The organism is Pseudomonas sp. PSPC3-2 (genome assembly GCF_049897085.1).
Taxonomy (GTDB): Bacteria; Pseudomonadota; Gammaproteobacteria; order Pseudomonadales; family Pseudomonadaceae; genus Aquipseudomonas; species Aquipseudomonas paraveronii.
Genome location: NZ_JAFCVO010000001.1, coordinates 913,586 through 932,359 on the forward strand (window position 1 = coordinate 913,586; position 18,774 = coordinate 932,359).

At 62.8% G+C, this 18,774-nt stretch carries 17 protein-coding genes and 1 pseudogene; 14 read left to right on the forward strand and 4 right to left on the reverse strand.

Annotated features, from left to right (window positions below; translation table 11 throughout):
• Window position 1: 1 nt before the first annotated feature.
• Window positions 2-2,122: a TonB-dependent receptor plug domain-containing protein gene (locus ACP7CJ_RS04295; RefSeq protein ID WP_426099390.1), complete on the reverse strand. Its 2,121-nt coding sequence runs from the start codon at window positions 2,120-2,122 to the stop codon at window positions 2-4.
• Window positions 2,123-2,317: 195 nt separating this feature from the next.
• Between ACP7CJ_RS04295 and ACP7CJ_RS04300 the strand changes: the two genes are divergently transcribed.
• The 9 genes from ACP7CJ_RS04300 to ACP7CJ_RS04340 all read left to right on the forward strand — a co-directional run bounded on the left by ACP7CJ_RS04300 (window position 2,318) and on the right by ACP7CJ_RS04340 (window position 10,180).
• On the forward strand, window positions 2,318-3,343 hold the full coding sequence (locus tag ACP7CJ_RS04300; protein WP_276197248.1) for an NAD(P)H-dependent glycerol-3-phosphate dehydrogenase: 1,026 nt from the start codon (window positions 2,318-2,320) through the stop codon (window positions 3,341-3,343).
• 10 nt (window positions 3,344-3,353) lie between these two features.
• Window positions 3,354-3,701 (forward strand): DUF4389 domain-containing protein, encoded by a 348-nt coding sequence (locus ACP7CJ_RS04305; RefSeq protein ID WP_276197249.1) that lies wholly within the window; start codon window positions 3,354-3,356, stop codon window positions 3,699-3,701.
• The gene (sixA, locus tag ACP7CJ_RS04310; RefSeq protein WP_426099389.1) at window positions 3,698-4,147 is read left to right on the forward strand and encodes a phosphohistidine phosphatase SixA; all 450 of its coding nucleotides are present in this window, start codon (window positions 3,698-3,700) and stop codon (window positions 4,145-4,147) included. Before ACP7CJ_RS04305 ends, sixA begins: the two co-directional genes overlap by 4 nt.
• Window positions 4,148-4,232: 85 nt before the next feature.
• Window positions 4,233-5,888: an AMP-binding protein gene (locus tag ACP7CJ_RS04315; RefSeq protein ID WP_426099388.1), complete on the forward strand. Its 1,656-nt coding sequence runs from the start codon at window positions 4,233-4,235 to the stop codon at window positions 5,886-5,888.
• Between the two features lie 29 nt (window positions 5,889-5,917).
• A complete protein-coding gene (locus ACP7CJ_RS04320; protein ID WP_247408308.1) occupies window positions 5,918-6,361 on the forward strand; it encodes a hotdog fold thioesterase in 444 nt (147 codons plus the stop codon).
• A gap of 97 nt (window positions 6,362-6,458) precedes the next feature.
• Complete coding sequence (locus ACP7CJ_RS04325; protein WP_276197252.1) at window positions 6,459-7,262, forward strand: alpha/beta fold hydrolase; 804 nt, start codon at window positions 6,459-6,461, stop codon at window positions 7,260-7,262.
• Entirely contained in the window at window positions 7,259-8,113 is an 855-nt protein-coding gene (locus ACP7CJ_RS04330) for an alpha/beta hydrolase (RefSeq protein WP_276197253.1), read from the forward strand. The genes ACP7CJ_RS04325 and ACP7CJ_RS04330 overlap by 4 nt, the downstream gene beginning before the upstream one ends.
• Before the next feature lie 114 nt (window positions 8,114-8,227).
• Window positions 8,228-9,046, forward strand: coding sequence for a DUF4892 domain-containing protein (locus ACP7CJ_RS04335; protein WP_276197254.1), 819 nt, complete (start codon window positions 8,228-8,230; stop codon window positions 9,044-9,046).
• 72 nt (window positions 9,047-9,118) lie between these two features.
• Window positions 9,119-10,180, forward strand: a complete 1,062-nt coding sequence (locus tag ACP7CJ_RS04340) for an AI-2E family transporter (protein ID WP_276197255.1) — start codon at window positions 9,119-9,121, stop codon at window positions 10,178-10,180.
• 64 nt (window positions 10,181-10,244) lie between these two features.
• On the opposite strand, the gene ACP7CJ_RS04345 is transcribed toward ACP7CJ_RS04340, so the two are convergent.
• Entirely contained in the window at window positions 10,245-11,279 is a 1,035-nt protein-coding gene (locus ACP7CJ_RS04345; protein ID WP_276197256.1) for a sensor histidine kinase, read from the reverse strand.
• On the reverse strand, window positions 11,279-12,043 hold the full coding sequence (locus ACP7CJ_RS04350) for a response regulator (RefSeq protein ID WP_276197257.1): 765 nt from the start codon (window positions 12,041-12,043) through the stop codon (window positions 11,279-11,281). The genes ACP7CJ_RS04345 and ACP7CJ_RS04350 overlap by 1 nt, the downstream gene beginning before the upstream one ends.
• A 259-nt stretch (window positions 12,044-12,302) precedes the next feature.
• Here ACP7CJ_RS04350 and pyrF point away from each other — a divergent pair, with 259 nt between their 5' ends.
• Window positions 12,303-13,001: an orotidine-5'-phosphate decarboxylase gene (gene pyrF / locus ACP7CJ_RS04355; protein WP_253394462.1), complete on the forward strand. Its 699-nt coding sequence runs from the start codon at window positions 12,303-12,305 to the stop codon at window positions 12,999-13,001.
• A 59-nt stretch (window positions 13,002-13,060) separates the two neighbouring features.
• Here pyrF and ACP7CJ_RS04360 read toward each other — a convergent pair whose 3' ends face one another.
• Entirely contained in the window at window positions 13,061-14,068 is a 1,008-nt protein-coding gene (locus ACP7CJ_RS04360; protein WP_276197258.1) for an NADP-dependent oxidoreductase, read from the reverse strand.
• Window positions 14,069-14,296: 228 nt separating this feature from the next.
• Here ACP7CJ_RS04360 and ACP7CJ_RS04365 point away from each other — a divergent pair, with 228 nt between their 5' ends.
• From ACP7CJ_RS04365 to ACP7CJ_RS04380, 4 genes and pseudogenes are all read left to right on the forward strand, one after another.
• Entirely contained in the window at window positions 14,297-15,058 is a 762-nt protein-coding gene (locus ACP7CJ_RS04365) for an SDR family oxidoreductase (RefSeq protein ID WP_247405964.1), read from the forward strand.
• Window positions 15,059-15,260: 202 nt separating this feature from the next.
• Window positions 15,261-16,673 carry a PLP-dependent aminotransferase family protein gene (locus ACP7CJ_RS04370; protein ID WP_276197260.1) on the forward strand — a complete coding sequence of 471 codons (1,413 nt, stop codon included), beginning with the start codon at window positions 15,261-15,263 and terminating at the stop codon, window positions 16,671-16,673.
• Window positions 16,674-17,732: 1,059 nt separating this feature from the next.
• A pseudogene (locus ACP7CJ_RS04375) lies at window positions 17,733-17,894 on the forward strand (HAMP domain-containing protein); the annotation flags it as partial.
• Window positions 17,895-17,912: 18 nt separating this feature from the next.
• A complete protein-coding gene (locus tag ACP7CJ_RS04380) occupies window positions 17,913-18,755 on the forward strand; it encodes a methyl-accepting chemotaxis protein (protein ID WP_426120543.1) in 843 nt (280 codons plus the stop codon).
• The last annotated feature ends 19 nt before the right edge of the window (window positions 18,756-18,774 follow it).

Consider the following 18,774-nt stretch of genomic DNA (forward strand, 5'->3'; position numbering starts at 1 on the left):
GTCAGAACTCTAACTCCGCGCTGAAGTAGAGCACTTGGCGATGGTCGTAGTTGTTGTCGGCCCAGGTGGTGGGCTGGTCATCCAGGCGTTGTTGCAACATGCCGGCCAGCTCCACGTTGGCTTTGCCCAAGGCGATGCGCTTGGCGACGCGCAGGTCGACCCGTTCGAAGCGATAGCGGTTAAGGGCGTCGTCGCCATAGTAGAACAAGGCGCTAGACCAGCCGTGCCCCCATTCGCGCAGCCAGCCGGCCGAACCGCTGTTGCGTGCGGTTTGCGCCTTGTCCAGCGGGTTGCTGGAGCTGGCGTCGACGTAAGCATAGGTCAGCCGCAGGCGGTCGGCGTTGCTCATGCGCCAGTCGAATTGGGATTCGGCGCCGGTAAAGCGCGAGCTGTTGGCGTTGCTGGCAATGTACTGATTATTGCGCAGCGGCGAGCTGATCATGTCGGTGATTTCGTCGTAGAACAGTTTCACGTCCATGTTCAGCCCGATGTCGGCAAAAAAGCCGTTATAGCCCAATTCGCGGGATTTCATCAGCTCTTTATCGAGGTTGCCCGGGCCGCGTGTCGCCACGAAGTACTGTCCGGAATTTTGTCCGTAGGCCGGCGAGCTGAGGTTGGTGACGCGGTAGCTCCAGTTGACGTTGTTCTCGAACATGTCCGGCGAGCGGATCGCTTCGGAGTACACCGCGCGCAGGCCGTGGCGCGGGTTGATCAGGTAGTTGACCGCCACCCGCGGCGTCAGCGAGTTACCGCTCAGGTGGGTGTCTTCGTACATGGTGCCGCCCTGCAGCAACCAATGCTCGCTGGCGCGCCATTCAAGCTGGCCGAACAGGCGCCAGGTGGTGTCATTCTGGGTGCCGTTGAAATAGGTGTCGGAGTCGGCGCGGTCATAGCGATAGTTCATACCGCTGACCAGGCGCAGGCTGTCGGACAGGCTCAGGGTGTCCTGGACCTCCAGGTCGTAGCGGCTTTCGCGGGTGCTTTGGTCGATGTCACCGCACACGCTCTGGCTGGCGCCGTTGCGCCATTGGTCCAGTACTTGGTTGCCGAGTGCTTGTTCGTCGACACTGCCGGGGGGCGCAACACCTTGGCTGTAGGTGTCCATGTGTCGGGCCAATCGTTCGGCGTAATTGGGGTTGAGCTGCCACAGTCGGGTCAGTTCCGGGCTGAACGACACCTTGGCATCACAGGCTTTCCAGATCTGCCGGCGGTCCCATTGCTGGGCGGAGCCCTGGATATACAGGCTGTGTTCGGGATTGAAATCGAAATTCCAACGCAGCGAACCGGCATAGTCCTTGGCGGCAACGTCGGAATTGTTGCCGCCTTCGGTAACCCCCGCGAATATTGGCACGTAGGTATAAGGACGCTGATTGGTCCCTTCCTTGGCATTCAGTTGCCAGTCGATGCTTTGTTGCGCGTTCAGCGTCTGGCTCACCGCCAGACTGAAGCGGTTGAGACGCCGACCGTCACGGCGGTCGGCGCCCACCGCGTTGCTGTCAAAGCCATCGTCCTGCTGCCCGGACATGGACAGGCGCAGGTCGCCGGTTTCCCAGCCCACGCCCTGGCTGGCATAGAAATCATTGATCCCGCGTTCGCCGCGTACCACTTTCATCCTTGAACCGTGGCTGTTAGCCGGTGAGCGCGTGAGGATATTCACCACCGCCATCAACGCGTTGGCGCCGTAGCTGACGGTGTTGGGCCCGCGGAACACTTCGATCCGCTCGATGTCTTCCATGGCCACTGGAATATCGCTCCAGTCCACCGTGGCCAGGCCCGCGCGGTAAACCGAGCGGCCATCGATCAAAACCTGCATGCGTCGCGCATCACTGGCACTGGTGCCGTGGTAGTTCACCGCCGCCTGATTGCCGCTGGTGTAGCCGACCATCATGCCCGGCACCAGCCGCAGCAGCTCGGCGATGTCCCGTGCACCGCTGGCCTTGATCAGTTCGCTGTCGATCACGGTCATGCTGCCGGGCACGGCGGCGGCCGATTGTTTCAGGCGTGTGGCGGTCAGCACCTGCGGCAGCGGTTGGTTGTCGAGGAACAGGTCGTCGGCGAGCGCCACGCCGCTGCACAGCAACATCAACCACAGAGATGAACGGGGAGGAGGGCCCAAATACACGACACGGCCTTGATAATTACGAATAGCCGACCATGTTAACCGAGGCTGGGCCATTTGCCAGTCGTCGCCTTTGCAATTCCCCCGCGCCGATATGGCATTTTCCGACAGGCGTGTGAATTGATACGGGGGCTGGCCGCAAGCGGGGGGCTCCGTATAATGCTGCCATCGCCACTGGTATGGATTAACGGATTGCATATGACTGAACAGCGCCCTATTGCGGTCCTGGGAGGCGGAAGTTTTGGTACCGCCGTGGCTAACCTGCTGGCTGAGAACGGTCATCCGGTGCGCCAGTGGATGCGCGATCCCGAACAGGCCGAGGCCATTCGCGTCCATCGAGAAAACCCGCGCTACCTTAAAGGCATCAAGATTCATCCGGCGGTCGAGCCGGTCACCGACTTGCAGGCGACCTTGGAGGCCTGCGAGCTGTGTTTCGTCGCGCTGCCTTCCAGTGCCCTGCGCTCGGTGCTCGCACCCCACGCCGAACGCCTGGCGGGCAAGCTGCTGGTCAGTTTGACCAAGGGCATCGAGGCGCACACCTTCAAGCTGATGAGCGAAATCCTCGCAGAGATCGCCCCACAGGCGCGCATTGGCGTGCTGTCCGGGCCGAATCTGGCGCGGGAAGTGGCCGAACATGCGCTGACCGCCACCGTGATCGCCAGTGAAGACGAAGCACTGTGCGAGCGGGTCCAGGCCGTGCTGCATGGGCGTACCTTTCGCGTGTACGCCAGTGGCGATCGCTTCGGCGTCGAGCTGGGCGGTGCGCTGAAAAACGTCTACGCGATCATTGCCGGCATGGCAGTGGCGTTGGGCATGGGCGAGAACACCAAGAGCATGCTGATCACCCGCGCCCTGGCGGAAATGACCCGCTTCGCGGTGAGCCAGGGCGCCAACCCTATGACCTTCCTGGGGCTGGCGGGCGTGGGCGACCTGATCGTCACCTGCTCGTCGCCGAAAAGCCGCAACTATCAGGTCGGTTTTGCCCTCGGCCAGGGCTTGAGCCTGGAAGACGCGGTGACGCGCCTGGGCGAAGTGGCCGAGGGGGTCAATACCCTCAAGGTGCTCAAAGCCAAGTCCCAGGAAGCGGGTGTTTACATGCCGCTGGTCGCCGGGCTGCATGCGATCCTGTTTGAAGGGCGCACCCTGAACCAGGTCATCGAATTGCTGATGCGCGCCGAGCCGAAAACCGATGTCGACTTTATTTCCACCAGTGGTTTCAACTGAGGAACGCGTCATGAACGATCCGAAAGCAGCCCCCAAGTACGAGTCCATTGTCCTGCGCATCCTGTGGATGCTGGTGTTTGCCCTGGTGTGGCAAGTGGCGCAGTTCCTGCTCGGTGCGCTGGTGGTGGTGCAACTGATTTACCGGCTGGTCTACGGCGCGCCGAACCTGGGCCTGATGAATGTTGGCGACAGCCTGAGCCAGTTCCTCGCGCAGATCGGCCGCTTCGGCAGCTTTCACACTGAGCAAAAGCCTTGGCCATTCGCTGACTGGCCGACGCCGCGTGCGCCGGAAGGCGAAGCCGCCCACAGCGTGCCGCCGGCACCGCACCCGGTACGTGATGAAGAGCCAAAACTGTGAAACTGTGGATTTTGCGTCACGGCGAAGCTGAAGCGCACGCCCGCACCGATGCTGAGCGCAAGCTGACCGAGCAGGGCCGGGCCGAAGTCTTGCGCAGCGCGGCGCACCTGATCGGCCAGCCCATCAGTGCGATCATTGCCAGCCCGTATGTACGGGCGCAGCAGACCGCGCACCTGGTGCGTGAGGCGTTGGGCTTCGCGCCGGACATCAGCACCGTGCCCTGGCTGACGCCGGACTGCAATCCGCAGCAGGCGCTGGAGAAACTCGACACTGATGACAATGTGCTGCTGGTCAGCCATCAGCCGCTGGTCGGCAGCCTGATCAGCTTTTTGCAGCATGGCCATCAACGTCAGCCGTCGCCGATGTACACCGCCAGCCTGGCAGAGTTGGAGGGGGAGTTCCCGCTGGCGGGGCTGATGAGCCTGGTCGGCGTGAAGCATCCGTAGGCACTTTCGCTGTTTTGTGTGTGCTATATAGTCAGCCGAGCAAGTGCTTGGTTGGCTATCATCGGATCACAAAGGAGCGCGTCCCATGCCCGTCGCTTTTCGTTTGCCGTTGCAGGTCTTCTTCGAACGTGAAGCGCGGCATCCGCGCAAACCCTTCCTGGTGCAGCCCGTCGGCGGCGGCGAGGTGCAGACCCTGAGCTGGGGCGAGGTCGGCCACCAGGCCCGTTGCGCCGCCCATTGGCTGCGCGCCAGGGAGCTGCCCCAGGGTTCGCACATTGCCCTGATCTCGAAAAACTGCGCGCACTGGATCATTGCCGACCTGGCCATCTGGATGGCCGGGCATGTCTCGGTGCCGCTCTATCCCAACCTCACTGCCGATTCCATCGCCCATGTGCTGAAGCACTCCGAGGCGGTGCTGGTATTGATCGGCAAGCTCGATGACTGGCCCGCCATGGCGCCCGGGGTTCCAGCCGACGTGCCAACCATCAGCCTGCCGCTGTGCCCTGCGGGCGACTTTGATTTCAGGTGGGCCGACCTGCAAGCCTACTCACCGATCCCGGATGAGCCGCTACCTGCCGCTTCGGACCTGGCCACCATCATCTACACCTCCGGCACCACCGGTCTGCCCAAAGGCGTGATGCACAGCTTCGATGCCTTGGGCTTTGCCGCCACGCGAGGCACCGAATTGTTCGGCCTGGGGGAGGGTGACCGGCTGCTGTCATACCTGCCCTTGTGCCATGTGGCGGAACGGATGTTTGTGGAGATGGCTGCGATCTATACCGGGCAAACCGTGTATTTCGCCGAAAGCCTCGAGACTTTTCTGACAGACCTGCGTCGGGCGCGGCCGACGGCGCTGTTCGGGGTGCCGCGTATCTGGACCAAATTCCAGATGGGCGTCTACAGCAAGATCCCGGCAACGCGCCTGGACCGCCTGTTGCGGCTGCCCTTCATCGGCAAGCGCGTGGGCCGCAAGGTGCTCGCCGGTCTGGGCCTGGACGCGGTACGCATTGCGCTGTCCGGCGCGGCGCCGGTGCCTGAAGCCTTGCTGCGCTGGTATCAGCGTCTGGGGCTGGATGTGCTGGAGGTGTATGGCATGACCGAGAGTTGCGGCTATTCCCATGTGTGTCGTCCCGGCCAGCAGGTGATCGGCTGGATCGGCCTGCCGTGTCCGGGCGTTGAAGTGCGGATCGACCCGCAGGGCGAAGTGCAGGTGCGCAGTGGCGCGACCATGCTCGGCTACTTCAAGGACCCGGAAAAAACCGCCGAAGCCCTCACCCCCGACGGCTTCCTGCGCACCGGCGACAAGGGCGAGCAGGACGCCGAGGGCCGGCTGCGCCTGACCGGTCGCCTCAAGGAAATCTTCAAGACCAGCAAGGGCAAGTACGTGGCCCCGGCGCCGATTGAAAACCGCCTGGCCGAACATGCGCGGATCGAACAGGTGTGTGTGGTCGGCGACGGCCTGCCCGCGCCGATGGGCCTGTGCGTGCTGTCGGCGGTGGGGCGGGCGGATGTGCGCCAGGCTTTGCACAGCAGCCTTGAGCGCTGGCTGGAACAGGTCAACGCGGCGCTGGACAAGCATGAGCGCCTGCGTCAATTGGTGGTGGTGAAAGACAGTTGGGCGGTGGAGAACGGCTTTCTGACGCCGACCTTGAAGATCAAGCGCAACGTGATCGAATCGACCTACGGCCCACAGTTTCAGGTGTGGAGCGAGCGCACCGAAGTCATTCTGTGGCAGGATTAGGGCCATCATAAAACCAATAGGACAACGGTATGAGCCTGTGGCGCACCCAACCCGATATCGAGCAACTCAATGCCCAGCAGAAAAACACCATCGGTGAGCTGCTGGATATTCGCTTCGAAAGTTTCGACGAAGAGTCCCTGACCGCCAGCATGGTCGTCGATCACCGTACTCATCAGCCCTACGGCCTGCTGCACGGCGGCGCGTCGGTAGTCCTGGCCGAAAGCGTTGGCTCAGTGGCGGCCTACCTGTGCATCGATACGAGTAAGTTCTATTGCGTCGGCCTGGAGGTCAACGCCAACCACTTGCGCGGGGTGCGCAGCGGGCGGGTGACGGCGGTGGCCAAGGCGATTCATATCGGCCGCACCACCCAAGTGTGGGACATCCGCCTGACCAATGATGATGGCAAGTCCAGCTGCGTCTCGCGCCTGACCATGGCTGTGGTGCCCCTGGGCGAGAACCCGCCGGCGCGATAGGCGTGGCGTGAGTGTCATCATTCCTGGCGGTTACGGTCATTGCTGTAACGGCCGGGCGTGGTGACAATCAGTGTCTGTTTTTATAGATGGAACCGGTATGTCGCAGCACGTGTTTTTTGCCCACGCCAATGGCTTCCCTTCGGCCACCTACGGCAAGCTGTTTGCCGGCCTGGCCCCGGAATATGCAGTCGCGCACCTGCCGCAGCACGGCCACGACCCGAGGTTTCCGGTGGACGATAACTGGCAGAACCTGGTGGACGAACTGATCCACCATCTGGAGCAGCAGCCCGAGCCGGTGTGGGGCGTGGGCCATTCCCTCGGCGGCGTATTGCATTTGCATGCGGCCATGCGTTGCCCGCAGTTGTATCGCGGCGTGGTGATGCTCGACTCACCGGTGCTGACCCGGGCCGACCGCTGGGTGATTCGCGCCGCCAAGCGCTTTGGTTTTATCGACCGCCTCACCCCGGCCGGGCGCACCCTGGGCCGCCGTGAAGAGTTCGCCGACCTGGACGCCGCGCGCAGTTACTTCGCCGGCAAGACCCTGTTTCGCAGCTTCGACCCGGAATGCTTCGACGCTTACCTGCAACATGGCCTGCATCAGGTCGGTGATCGCTTGCGCCTGCGCTTCGACCCGGCCACTGAGATCAGCATCTACCGGGGCGTGCCCCACACCAGTCCAGGCCAGGTACGCCAGTTGAAAGTGCCGCTGGCGGTGGTGCGCGGACGTCAGAGCCGGGTGGTGATGCGCCACCACGCCAGCGGCGTCGGTCGCCTGCCCATGGGGGAAATGCTCACCATGCCCGGTGGGCACATGTTTCCCCTCGAACGCCCCCAGGACACCGCGACCTTGCTCAAGCAGCTGTTCGCCCGCTGGGAAGCTCGTGAGCGCAGTTGCGCATGAGTACGCCGGTCGAAGAAGTGCGCCTGAGCCTGCCGCATATCGAATTGGCCGCGCATCTGTTCGGTCCCGAAGACGGTCTGCCGGTGATCGCCCTGCATGGCTGGCTGGATAACGCCAACAGCTTCGCGCGGTTGGCGCCGAAACTGCGGGGGATGCGTATCGTCGCCCTCGACATGGCCGGCCACGGGCATTCGGCGCATCGTCCGACGGGGGCCGGTTATGCCTTGTGGGATTACGCCTACGATGTGCTGCACGTCGCTGAACAACTGGGCTGGAAACGTTTTGCATTACTTGGCCACTCCCTCGGCGCCATTGTCTCCCTGGTATTGGCCGGTGCCTTGCCGGAGCGAGTGACGCACCTCGGTTTGATCGACGGTGTGATCCCGCCGACCGCCACCGGCGAGAACGCCGCCGAGCGGCTGGGCATGGCGTTGCAGGCGCAATTGAACCTGCAGGGCAAGCGCAAGCCGGTCTACAGCAGCCTTGATCGCGCCGTCGAAGCGCGGATGAAAGGGCTGGTGGCGGTCAGCCGCGAAGCCGCTGAACTGCTGGCCCTGCGCGGTTTGATGCCAGTGCCGGGCGGTTACACCTGGCGCACGGACAGCCGCTTGACCCTGGCATCGCCGATGCGTCTGACCGACGAACAAGCCATGGCTTTCGTGCGCCGCGTAGGTTGCCCTACACAACTGGTGGTCGCCGCTGATGGCATGCTGGCGAGACATCCCGAGTTGCTTTCCCAGCTACCCTTTACGGTGACGACCCTGCCCGGTGGCCATCATTTGCACTTGAATGACGAGGCTGGCGCGGTCCTTGTTGCAGACTGTTTCAATCGGTTCTTCTCTGCGCCTTGACTTGGCGCGGTCAACTGCCGAGGCTGGGCGGATTGAAAGGGAGTCAACCATGAACGATCTCAACACCGATCTTGAAACTGCTGCGACCTCCGATGGCCAGGGCTCAACTATCCGATGAGCGTGCGTAAAGGCTGTATCCGTGTTCTGGGGCTGTGTGTGTTCAGCCCGTTGGTGTTCGCCGCCGATGTGCCGGGTAGCCAGGACTTGCCCGCCGTGGCCCGCGAGGTTGACGCGCAAATTGTCGACTACCGCCCCGCCGAAGCAAAAGAGCGCATTTACCCCATGGGCGCGATCCGCAAGATCAGCGGCCAGTTGCGCTACGAGGCCCAGGCCACCGCACGTGGCCAGGTCACCGCCATCACCTATGAACTGCCCGCCGAGCACACATCCAGCGCTGCGTTCACCGCCACGCGTGAAGCGTTGCAGCAGCAGGGCGCGCAACTGTTGTTCTGGTGCCAGGCCCGCGACTGCGGTGAAAGCAGCCTGTGGGCCAATGAAGTGTTCGGTAACGCCAAGCTGGTCGGCGCCGATGGCCAGCAGGAATACCTGCTGCTGCGTCTGGCCGCCCCGCAGGACAATTCCCTGGTGGCGTTGTACGGCATCACCCGCGGTAATCGACGGGCTTACCTGCATGTCGAACAGATTGATGCCAGCGCACCGCTCGGGGAGCTGCTGCCGACCTCCGCCACCCTGTTGCGCGAACTCAGAAGCACCGGCGAGCTGGACTTTCCGGCATTGGGCGCGGACCCGGATGCCACCTGGTTGACCCTGATTTCCCGCGGGTTGAACCTCGACACCACCCTGCGTGTCAGCTTGACCGGACCCCATGCCGAAGCGTGGCGCCAGGCCCTGGTTGACAAGGGGGTGCGGGCCGCACGCCTGGAAACCGGCACTGAGCCAGCCAAAGGCCTGCACCTGCATCTGATACGCTGACCGTAACAGGGCGAACGGACCCGCGCCGTTCGCCTAAACTAGCTGCCTACAGCCTTATCCTAGAGAAAATCCATGCTCAATAACGATCGCCTGCTGGTGCAAATCCTGCTGCTGGTGCTGTTTGGTGCCAGCTTCTGGGTGATGGCGCCGTTCTGGTCGGCGCTGTTCTGGGGCGCGGTGCTGGCGTTTGCCAGTTGGCCGCTGATGGTGTTGCTGACCCGCTGGCTGGGCGGCCGAGAATCCCTGGCCGCCGGCATTCTGACCTTGGGCTGGATGCTGCTGGTGGCGGTGCCGCTGGTATGGCTGGGGTTCAACCTCGCGGACCATGTGCGCGATGCTGTGGCGTTGATCAAGGATATTCAGGTCGACGGTTTTCCTGCGGCGCCGGCCTGGTTGGGGTCGATTCCTTTTGTCGGAGAACGGCTGGTGGCGATGTGGGGGAGCATCGACGAGCAGGGCGCGGCGCTGATGGTCAGCCTCAAGCCGTACCTGGGGCAGATGGGTAATTGGCTGCTGGCGCGCAGCGCGCAGATCGGCGGTGGCATCCTGGAGTTGACCCTCAGCCTGGTGTTCGTGTTCTTTTTCTACCGTGACGGACCGCGCCTGGCACTGTTCGTACACCGCTTGCTGGAGCGCTTGATCGGCGAACGTGCCGGTTACTACATCGAGCTGGTGGCCGGCACCGTGCAACGGGTGGTCAATGGCGTGATCGGTACGGCGGCCGCGCAGGCCGTGCTGGCGTTGATCGGCTTCCTGATCGCCGGTGTGCCGGGCGCGCTGGTGCTGGGTATGGTCACGTTCCTGCTCAGCCTGATCCCCATGGGGCCGCCGCTGGTGTGGATTCCGGCCACGGCCTGGCTGGCGTGGAAGGGCGATTACAGCCACGCGGTGTTCCTCGGCGTGTGGGGCACGTTCATCATCAGCGGCGTGGACAACGTGCTCAAGCCGTACCTGATCAGCCGTGGCGGCAACCTGCCGCTGGTGATCGTGCTGCTCGGGGTGTTCGGCGGCTTGATCGCATTTGGTTTCATCGGCCTGTTTATCGGCCCGACCTTGCTCGCAGTGGCATACAGCCTGCTGATGGATTGGAGTGCGACCCAGGCCCAGGGCCGCCGCGAAGACAACATTCTGTAGCTGATGGGCGAAGGCCGGTGTGGGAGCGAGCAAGCCCGCTCCCACAGTGACCGGTGTTGGCCTTCTAGGCGCGGGGCAACCACATCACGGCGGTCAACCCGCCGCCTGGGGTTTCCTCCAGGCTCAAGCGCCCGCCCAGGCGCTCGACCGCGTCCTTGGCGATGGTCATGCCCAGGCCCACGCCGCCGGAGTTGCGGTTGCGCGAGCCTTCCAGCCGATAGAACGGCTCGAACACCGCCTCACGCTTGTCGGCGGCAATCCCGGGACCGTGGTCGATCACACGGATGACCAGGGCCTCGCGGCCGTCTTCCAGCTCCACGCGGGCGGCGCCGGCGTAGCGCAAGGCGTTGTCGATCAGGTTATTGAGGCACGAGCGCAACGCCATCGGTTGTACCTGCAACGGCGCACTGGTGCCGGCACATTGCACATCGGCACCTTGGTCCTGGGCGTTCTCACTGATCGACTCCACCAGCGCCTGCACATCCAGCCAGTGCCGGCTTTCGCTGGTGCGTTGTTCGTGCAGGTAGCTCAAGGTGGCGTCGAGCATACCGATCATGTCGTTCAGGTCCTGGCGCATCTGGCCTTGCAGCTTGGTGTCTTCGATCTGCTCCAGGCGCAGCTTCAGGCGCGACAGCGGAGTGCGCAGGTCATGGGAGACCGCGCCGAGCATGCGCGCGCGCTGGCCGACTTGTTCGCGAATGCGTTTTTGCATCAGGTTGAAGGTCGACGCGGCCTGCTTTGCTTCACGGGGGCCGGATTCGTCGAGAGGCGGGCTGTCGAGGTCAAGGCTCAAGCGCTCGGCGGCCTCGCTCAGGCGCTGGATCGGCCGGCTCAACAATTTGGCGCCATACCAGGCGGCGATGATCAGCGAGAAAAACTGAAACGTCAGGGGCACCACCGGCCCGCCAAACCATGGGCGAGGACGTTTCTGCAGAGGTCTCAGCGTGCCGTCCGGTTGCTCGACGAAGGTGTCTTTGGTCGGCGGCGGAGGCGGGTCGTAGTGGTGGAACCAGAAAAACGCCAACGCATGGGCCAGTACAATCGCCACTAGCAACACACCGAACAGCCGCCCGAACAGCGTGTTGAAGGCATTGCGCATCAGCCGATATCCCGTGCGTCGAACAGATAGCCTTCACCGCGCACGGTCTTGATCAACTGCGGTGCTTTCGGGTCATCGCCCAGTTTTTGGCGCAGCCGCGAGACCAGCAGATCAATGCTGCGATCGAAGGCCTCGATGGAACGACCACGGGCAGCATCCAGCAACTGCTCGCGGCTCAATACCCGGCGCGGCCGCTCGATAAACACCCACAGCAGGCGGAACTCGGCGTTGGACAGCGGCACTACCAGGCCGTCGTCGGCCACCAGTTGGCGCAACACGCTGTTGAGCCGCCAGTTATCGAAGCGGATATTGGCGCGCTGCTCGGTGCGGTCGTCACGCACCCGGCGCAGGATAGTCTGGATGCGCGCCACCAATTCACGCGGCTCGAACGGCTTGGACATGTAGTCGTCGGCGCCCAGTTCCAGGCCGATGATGCGGTCGGTGGGCTCGCAGCGGGCGGTGAGCATCAGGATCGGGATGTCCGACTCGGCGCGCAGCCAGCGGCACAGCGTCAGGCCGTCTTCGCCCGGCAGCATCAGGTCGAGCACCACCACATCAAAGGTTTCGGCTTGCATCGCCACGCGCATCGCGGCGCCGTCGGTGACGCCGGTGGCGAGAATATTGAAGCGTGCCAGGTAGTCGATCAGCAGTTCGCGGATCGGCACATCGTCGTCGACAATCAGCGCGCGGGTGTTCCAGCGCTTTTCATCGGCGCTCACCGCGCCTTTTTGCTCGTCGTTCAGCGGGACGGAAGGGGTATGCATAGTGCGATCATCTGCCTGGTGGTGGCGGTCAGCATAGGCGCCCAGCCACATGGCTGGAAGTGCTGGTCGTTGGGTCGTGCGGGCGAGGCTAGCGGTAGGGCGTGTTGAGGGCATGTCGTGAATGTATCTGTTTTGATACAAATGCCCGAAATGTCCGCTTGGGCGCGCTTGGTCAGTATTTACCGATCATCGGATCCCGCAACGGCGTCGCTTGCGCTACAATCCGCGCCGATTTCGACTTGCCTGAGAGCCCATTCCAATGTCCGTCTGCCAGACTCCTATCATCGTCGCCCTGGATTACCCCACCCGTGACGCCGCACTGAAGCTGGCTGACCAGTTGGACCCGAAGCTGTGCCGGGTCAAGGTCGGCAAGGAACTGTTCACCAGTTGCGCCGCTGACATCGTCGGCACCCTGCGTGACAAAGGCTTCGAGGTGTTCCTCGACCTGAAATTCCACGACATCCCCAACACCACCGCGATGGCGGTCAAGGCCGCCGCCGAGATGGGCGTGTGGATGGTTAACGTACACTGCTCCGGCGGCCTGCGCATGATGACCGCCTGCCGTGAAGTGCTGGAACAGCGCAGCGGCCCTAAACCCTTGCTGATCGGTGTGACCGTGCTGACCAGTATGGAACGCGAGGACCTGGCAGCGATCGGCCTGGATATCGAACCTCAGGAGCAAGTGCTGCGCCTGGCGGCCCTGGCGCAGAAAGCCGGCCTCGACGGCCTGGTCTGCTCGGCGCTGGAAGCCCGGGCCCTTAAGACCGCCCACCCGTCGCTGCAATTGGTCACCCCGGGGATTCGTCCGGCGGGCAGCGCCCAGGATGACCAGCGCCGTATCCTCACGCCGCGTCAGGCGCTGGACGCGGGCTCGGACTACTTGGTGATCGGTCGCCCGATCAGCCAGGCGGCCGATCCAGCCAAAGCGTTGGCCGCAGTTGTCGCCGAGATCGCCTGATCGATCACCGATCAATAATGTGGGAGGGGGCTTGCTCCCACATTTACATCTGCTGTGTATCAGCTGACTTTCAGCACCAGCTTGCCGAAGTTCTCCCCGTTGAACAGTTTCATCAACGTCTCCGGGAACGTCTCCAGCCCCTCCACGATATCTTCCTTGCTCTTGAGCTTGCCCTGCGCCATCCAGCCGGCCATTTCCTGCCCGGCGGCGGCAAAGTTCGCCGCGTGATCCATCACCACAAAGCCTTCCATGCGTGCGCGATTGACCAGCAATGACAGGTAGTTGGCCGGGCCTTTTACGGCTTCCTTGTTGTTGTACTGGCTGATCGCGCCGCAGATCACCACGCGGGCTTTCAACGCCAGGCGGCTGAGCACTGCGTCGAGAATGTCGCCGCCGACGTTATCAAAATACACATCCACGCCCTTAGGGCACTCGCGCTTGAGCGCGGCCGGCAGGTCTTCGTGCTTGTAATCGATGGCGGCGTCGAAGCCCAGCTCATCGACCAGGAACTTGCACTTGTCGGCGCCACCGGCAATGCCCACCACACGGCAGCCTTTGATCTTGGCGATCTGTCCGGCAATGCTGCCCACCGCCCCCGCTGCGCCGGAGATCACCACAGTTTCACCGGCTTTCGGTGCGCCGGTGTCGAGCAGCGCGAAATAGGCGGTCATGCCGGTCATGCCCAGCGCCGACAGGTAGCGCGGCAGGGGCGCAAGCGTGGGGTCGACCTTGTAGAAACCCCGCGGCTCGCCGAGGAAGTAATCCTGCACCCCAAGGGCGCCATTCACGTAGTCCCCGACCGCGAATTTCGGGGTGTTCGAGGCGATCACTTTGCCCACGCCCAGCGCCCGCATCACTTCGCCGATGCCGACCGGCGGAATGTAGGATTTGCCCTCATTCATCCAGCCGCGCATCGCCGGGTCGAGGGACAGGTATTCGTTGCGCACCAGCACCTGGCCGTCCTGTGGGGTGCCCAGCGGCACTTCCTGGTAGGTGAAGGTCTCCCGCGTGGCCGCGCCGACCGGGCGTTTGGCAAGCAGGAACTGACGGTTGGTCTGGGCAGTCATGGCAAGGACTCTTGAGAAATGAAGCCTGATTGATAGACCCATACTGGCTTGCGGGCAAGGTCGGCGGAGGGCTGCGAATGCTCGTCGATAGGCCTCGATGATAGTGGCGCGGCCGGTCTTATCATTGTGATTCATGCAGCGCTAACCGGCCTTCTGATAGTGCTGACGCGCCCGTCCCGGGGTTGGCTAGACTCGCGCCACGGCTATTTCTCCCATAGGACATCCCCCATGAGCATGACGTTTTCCGGCCAGGTCGCCCTGGTCACCGGCGCCGCCGCCGGTATTGGCCGCGCCACCGCGCTGGCGTTTGCTGCCGAAGGCTTGAAGGTAGTGGTTGCCGACCTCGACGTGGCGGGCGGCGAAGGCACTGTCGCGCTGATCCGCGAGGCCGGTGGCGAAGCGCAGTTCGTGCGCTGCAACGTCACGCTGGAAGCCGACGTGCAGCAATTGATGGCGCAGACCATTGCCGCATATGGCCGCCTGGACTACGCCTTTAACAACGCCGGGATCGAGATCGAGAAAGGCAAGCTGGCGGACGGCACCCTCGATGAGTTCGACGCCATCATGGGCGTCAACGTCAAGGGCGTGTGGTTGTGCATGAAATACCAATTACCGTTGCTGCTGGCCCAGGGCGGCGGAGCGATCGTCAACACCGCGTCGGTGGCGGGGCTGGGCGCCGCGCCAAAGATGAGCATCTACGCGGCGTCCAAACACGCCGTGATCGGCTTGACCAAATCGGCGGCCATCGAATACGCGAAAAAGAAAATCCGCGTCAACGCGGTATGCCCGGCAGTGATCGATACCGACATGTTCCGCCGTGCCTATGAAGCTGACCCGCGCAAAGCTGAATTTGCCGCCGCCATGCACCCGGTTGGGCGCATTGGCAAGGTCGAGGAAATCGCCAGTGCCGTGTTGTACCTGTGCAGCGACGGTGCGGCCTTCACCACCGGCCAGGCCCTGGCGGTGGACGGCGGCGCCACCGCGATCTAGGACTCCAAGCCGCACCGCTCTCGAAAAAGTTTGAGGTGCTGTGGGGCGTTTCCATAGCTGGCAAAACGCCGTGATCCAATGTGTATCAGGAGGTAAATAAGTCAATAAAATCAATACTTTAGTAACTGTTGACGACCTGTTTTGGCGGGCTTCTGTGCTTAACTGTTTTGGGTTGAATAACAGATAGTTAAGTGAGTGGGTCATGGATTTAGGGATCGATCGACAAGCCCTTGTACCGGTGGTGCAGCAAATCGTCAGCGCGGTGGCGGAATGGATTCGCAAGAGCGGGGTCAGCCCCGGCACACGATTGCCGTCCATCCGCCAACTGGCCCTCGACAACCTGCTCAGCCAGTCCAGTGTGATCGAGGCATTCGAGCGCATGGAGGCCCAAGGCCTGCTGACCTCGAAGCAGGGCTCTGGGTTTATGGTGGCGCAGCCGCCGGTGGCTCAGGAACGCCACTGGTATGAAGGCGCGGAGCGAGAGTGGGGCGCTTTTACCGACAGCCCGTTGGGCGAGTTGAAATTGGGCTGCGGCTGGTTGCCGGACGCCTGGCGCGAAAGCGATGACATCAGCTACGCGATCCGCGAAGTCAGCCGCACCGATACCGGAGGCCTGTTCAACTACAGCACGCCACTGGGGTTGCCGGCGCTGCGCGAGCAATTGCTCAAGCGCCTGACCCGAATTCACGTGGTCACCAGCCTCGACCGCATCCTCACCACCCATGGCGCCAGCCACGCTCAGGACCTGTTGATCCGCACGTTGCTCAAGGCCGGCGACACCGTGGTCGTAGAAACCCCTGGTTATGGCAACCTGTTTCGTCAGTTGGCCTTCCACGGCGTCACGCTGCTGGAAGTGCCGCGCACCCAGGGCGGCCCGGACATCCCGGCGCTGGAAGCCCTGCTGCGCCGTCATCGTCCCAAATGCCTGTTTATCAACAGCCTGTATCACAACCCCACCGGCACCAGCCTGTGTCGCAAGGTGGCCGAACGTTTGCTGGAGCTGGCGCACAGCGAAGACTTTCTGATTATCGAAGAAGATGTCTACGCCGACCTGCAACACGCCAGTTGCACGCGACTGTCGGCGCTGCCCCATGAAGATCGGGTGATCTATGTCTCGAGTTTCTCCAAGACCCTCAGCAGTGCCTTGCGCGTCGGCTACCTCAGCGCCAGTTCGCCGATCATTGCGCAATTGGTACACCTCAAGACCCTCACCGGCATCGGCACCTCGCGGTTTGCCGAAGCGGTGATGGCCACGTTGCTGGCCAACGGCACCTATCGCAAATGGGTGCAACGCCTGCGCAAACGCCTGAACACGCAAATGGCCGCGACCTTGCAGGTATTGGAGGATGAGGAATGGCAGGTGTTCGCCGTGCCCGCCGGCGGCATGTTTGTCTGGGCGCGGCCCTGCGTGGGCGACCGTTCGCGGTTGCAGGCGTATGCACGGCAACTGGGTGTGCTGATGTCACCGGGGGCGCTGTTCAGCCCAACGGGTGAACACAGCGAGTGGCAGCGCATCAATGTGGCCTATGCTGCTGATCAGCGGGCCCTGGCGTTGTTCCGCGCTGCCGGGCCTGCCAGATCGACCTCGACCATTCTGAAAACGACGCGGATGTAGCTTTTTGCCATTATTGTGGCGCCAACGACTTGTGTTCAGTGCCTCGTGGTTGCGAATCTCGCTGCTGGGAAACCGGGCTTGATGGCATCCGCCATTGCAAGAGGATTCAAGCGCATGATTTCGGCCGTGCAACGACGTTTCGCCAACCTTGGTATGGCGAAAAAACTGGGTTTGGGCTTCAGCCTGGTGCTGCTGTTGACTGCGTTGGTGGCAGCGATCGGCGTGTGGTCCCTGCAAACCGTTGGCCTGCGTTTCGAGGGCCTCAAGAGCATGTCTGCGCTCAACAGCGGGCTGCTCAAGGTGCGTTTGATCGAGCAGGACTACGCGCTGCACGCCGACCCCAAGTCCGTCGACGCCCTGCATGAACGTGTCGACGCCTTGGCTGCCCTGGCCGGCAGCCTCAAGGCCGGGTCTGCGGCCAACGTGCCGCTGATGACCGAGGTCGAGCAGGCCTTGGCCGCCTACCGCAAGGCGTTCGATGAGTTCGTCGAGCTGACCCAGACCAAGGACCTGGCGCTGGAAATGGCCAGTTGGTCGGTGTCCAGCGTGGCCAATAACCTCGATGTGTTGCAGGCCGGCCTGGCCGACGATGGCGCCTATGGCCTAAAGGAAAGCCAGGGCAAGGAGGGCGCCGAGTTTATCGAGCAGGCGGGGCAGGTCAGTCAGGTTTCACGGTTGATGCTGCAAGCCATGAACGAAGCTCATGTGCGCCTTGATCAGAGCCGCAAAGGCGAGGAAGACAGCGCCGAACAGGGCAAGATCGAACAGGCCGAGCAGGCGCTGGCCCAAGTTGAGCTACTGAAAACCTCGGTCAAGGACTCCGGTTACCAGACGGTGCTCAATGAGGTCGCCGGGCATATCGCCGCGTTCAGCGAAAAACTCGGCGAATACACCGGCCTGCTGGCCCAGGAAAAAGTGGTCTACAAACAATTGCATGATCGCGCCGACCAAGTCGTCAGCCGGGTCGACCAGGCGTATGCCGCTGAAGACCAGTCGATGCAAGCGCAACTGAAGAAAAGCGCGCTGCTGATCATCGGCTCGTCGGCCCTGGCGCTGTTGATGGGGTTGATTGCAGCGTGGGTGATTACCCGGTTGATCGTCGCGCCGCTGCGCCGTGTGATCGCGGTGGCCCAGCAGATTGCGGCCGGCGACTTGAGCGGGCGCATGGAAGTCAGCCGCCGCGATGAAATCGGCCAGTTGATGCTGGCGATGCAACAGATGGGCAGCGGTTTGAGCCAAATGGTCAGCGGGCTGCAAGCGGGTATCGAGCAATTGGCCAGTTCGGCCCATTCGCTGTCCAGCGTCACCGAGCAGACCAACATCGAGGTCAGCAGCCAGAAGGAAGAAACCGAACAGGTTGCCACGGCGATGAACCAGATGACCGCCACGGTCCATGATGTGGCGCGCAACGCCGAAGAGGCTGCACAAGCGGCGCAGACTGCCGATGACAAAGTCGACAGCGGCCAGCAGGTGGTGCGCCAGAGTTTGCAGCGCATCGAATTGCTGGCGACCTCCAGTACCCGCGCCAGTGCCAGCATCGAAAGCCTCAGCGTCGAAATCCAGAACATCGGTAGCGTGTTGAGCGTGATCAAAAGCGTGGCCGAACAGACCAACCTGCTGGCACTCAACGCGGCCATCGAGGCCGCGCGCGCCGGTGAGCAAGGCCGTGGTTTTGCGGTGGTGGCCGATGAAGTGCGGGCCCTGGCCAAGCGCACCCAGCAATCGACCGAGGAAATCGAACGCCTGGTCGGCGCCTTGCGCAGCGCGGCGCAATCGTCGGTGCAGCAGATCCAGCAGAGCGGCGAGTTGGTGAAGCTGGCCGTCAGTGATGCGCTGGAAACCGAAAGCGCCCTGGGCAGCATTGCGGCCGCGGTGTCATTGATCCAACAAATGAATCAGCAGATTGCGGCGGCGGCCGAGCAGCAGAGTTCGGTGGCCGAAGAAATCAACCGCAGCGTCACCAGCATTCGGGCGAGTGCCGATCAATCGGCGTTGAGCATGCAAGGCAATGCCGCGTCGAGTATTGAACTGGCGCAGTTGGGCACGGAACTCAAGGGCATGGTGGGGCACTTCCGCCTTTGATCGCCGCTGGCAGGTCGCG

What these genes read in the sequence shown, in the direction of transcription:
- ACP7CJ_RS04365 (WP_247405964.1), top strand. Translation starts at nt 14,297, where the DNA reads ATGAGCATGACGTTTTCCGGCCAGGTCGCCCTGGTCACCGGCGCCGCC.
- pyrF (WP_253394462.1), top strand. Translation starts at nt 12,303, where the DNA reads ATGTCCGTCTGCCAGACTCCTATCATCGTCGCCCTGGATTACCCCACC.
- ACP7CJ_RS04350 (WP_276197257.1), bottom strand. Translation starts at nt 12,043, where the DNA reads ATGCATACCCCTTCCGTCCCGCTGAACGACGAGCAAAAAGGCGCGGTG.
- ACP7CJ_RS04320 (WP_247408308.1), top strand. Translation starts at nt 5,918, where the DNA reads ATGAGCCTGTGGCGCACCCAACCCGATATCGAGCAACTCAATGCCCAG.
- ACP7CJ_RS04305 (WP_276197249.1), top strand. Translation starts at nt 3,354, where the DNA reads ATGAACGATCCGAAAGCAGCCCCCAAGTACGAGTCCATTGTCCTGCGC.
- ACP7CJ_RS04335 (WP_276197254.1), top strand. Translation starts at nt 8,228, where the DNA reads ATGAGCGTGCGTAAAGGCTGTATCCGTGTTCTGGGGCTGTGTGTGTTC.
- ACP7CJ_RS04325 (WP_276197252.1), top strand. Translation starts at nt 6,459, where the DNA reads ATGTCGCAGCACGTGTTTTTTGCCCACGCCAATGGCTTCCCTTCGGCC.
- ACP7CJ_RS04340 (WP_276197255.1), top strand. Translation starts at nt 9,119, where the DNA reads ATGCTCAATAACGATCGCCTGCTGGTGCAAATCCTGCTGCTGGTGCTG.
- ACP7CJ_RS04300 (WP_276197248.1), top strand. Translation starts at nt 2,318, where the DNA reads ATGACTGAACAGCGCCCTATTGCGGTCCTGGGAGGCGGAAGTTTTGGT.
- ACP7CJ_RS04315 (WP_426099388.1), top strand. Translation starts at nt 4,233, where the DNA reads ATGCCCGTCGCTTTTCGTTTGCCGTTGCAGGTCTTCTTCGAACGTGAA.
- ACP7CJ_RS04370 (WP_276197260.1), top strand. Translation starts at nt 15,261, where the DNA reads ATGGATTTAGGGATCGATCGACAAGCCCTTGTACCGGTGGTGCAGCAA.
- ACP7CJ_RS04360 (WP_276197258.1), bottom strand. Translation starts at nt 14,068, where the DNA reads ATGACTGCCCAGACCAACCGTCAGTTCCTGCTTGCCAAACGCCCGGTC.
- ACP7CJ_RS04330 (WP_276197253.1), top strand. Translation starts at nt 7,259, where the DNA reads ATGAGTACGCCGGTCGAAGAAGTGCGCCTGAGCCTGCCGCATATCGAA.
- ACP7CJ_RS04345 (WP_276197256.1), bottom strand. Translation starts at nt 11,279, where the DNA reads ATGCGCAATGCCTTCAACACGCTGTTCGGGCGGCTGTTCGGTGTGTTG.
- ACP7CJ_RS04380 (WP_426120543.1), top strand. Translation starts at nt 17,913, where the DNA reads ATGGTCAGCGGGCTGCAAGCGGGTATCGAGCAATTGGCCAGTTCGGCC.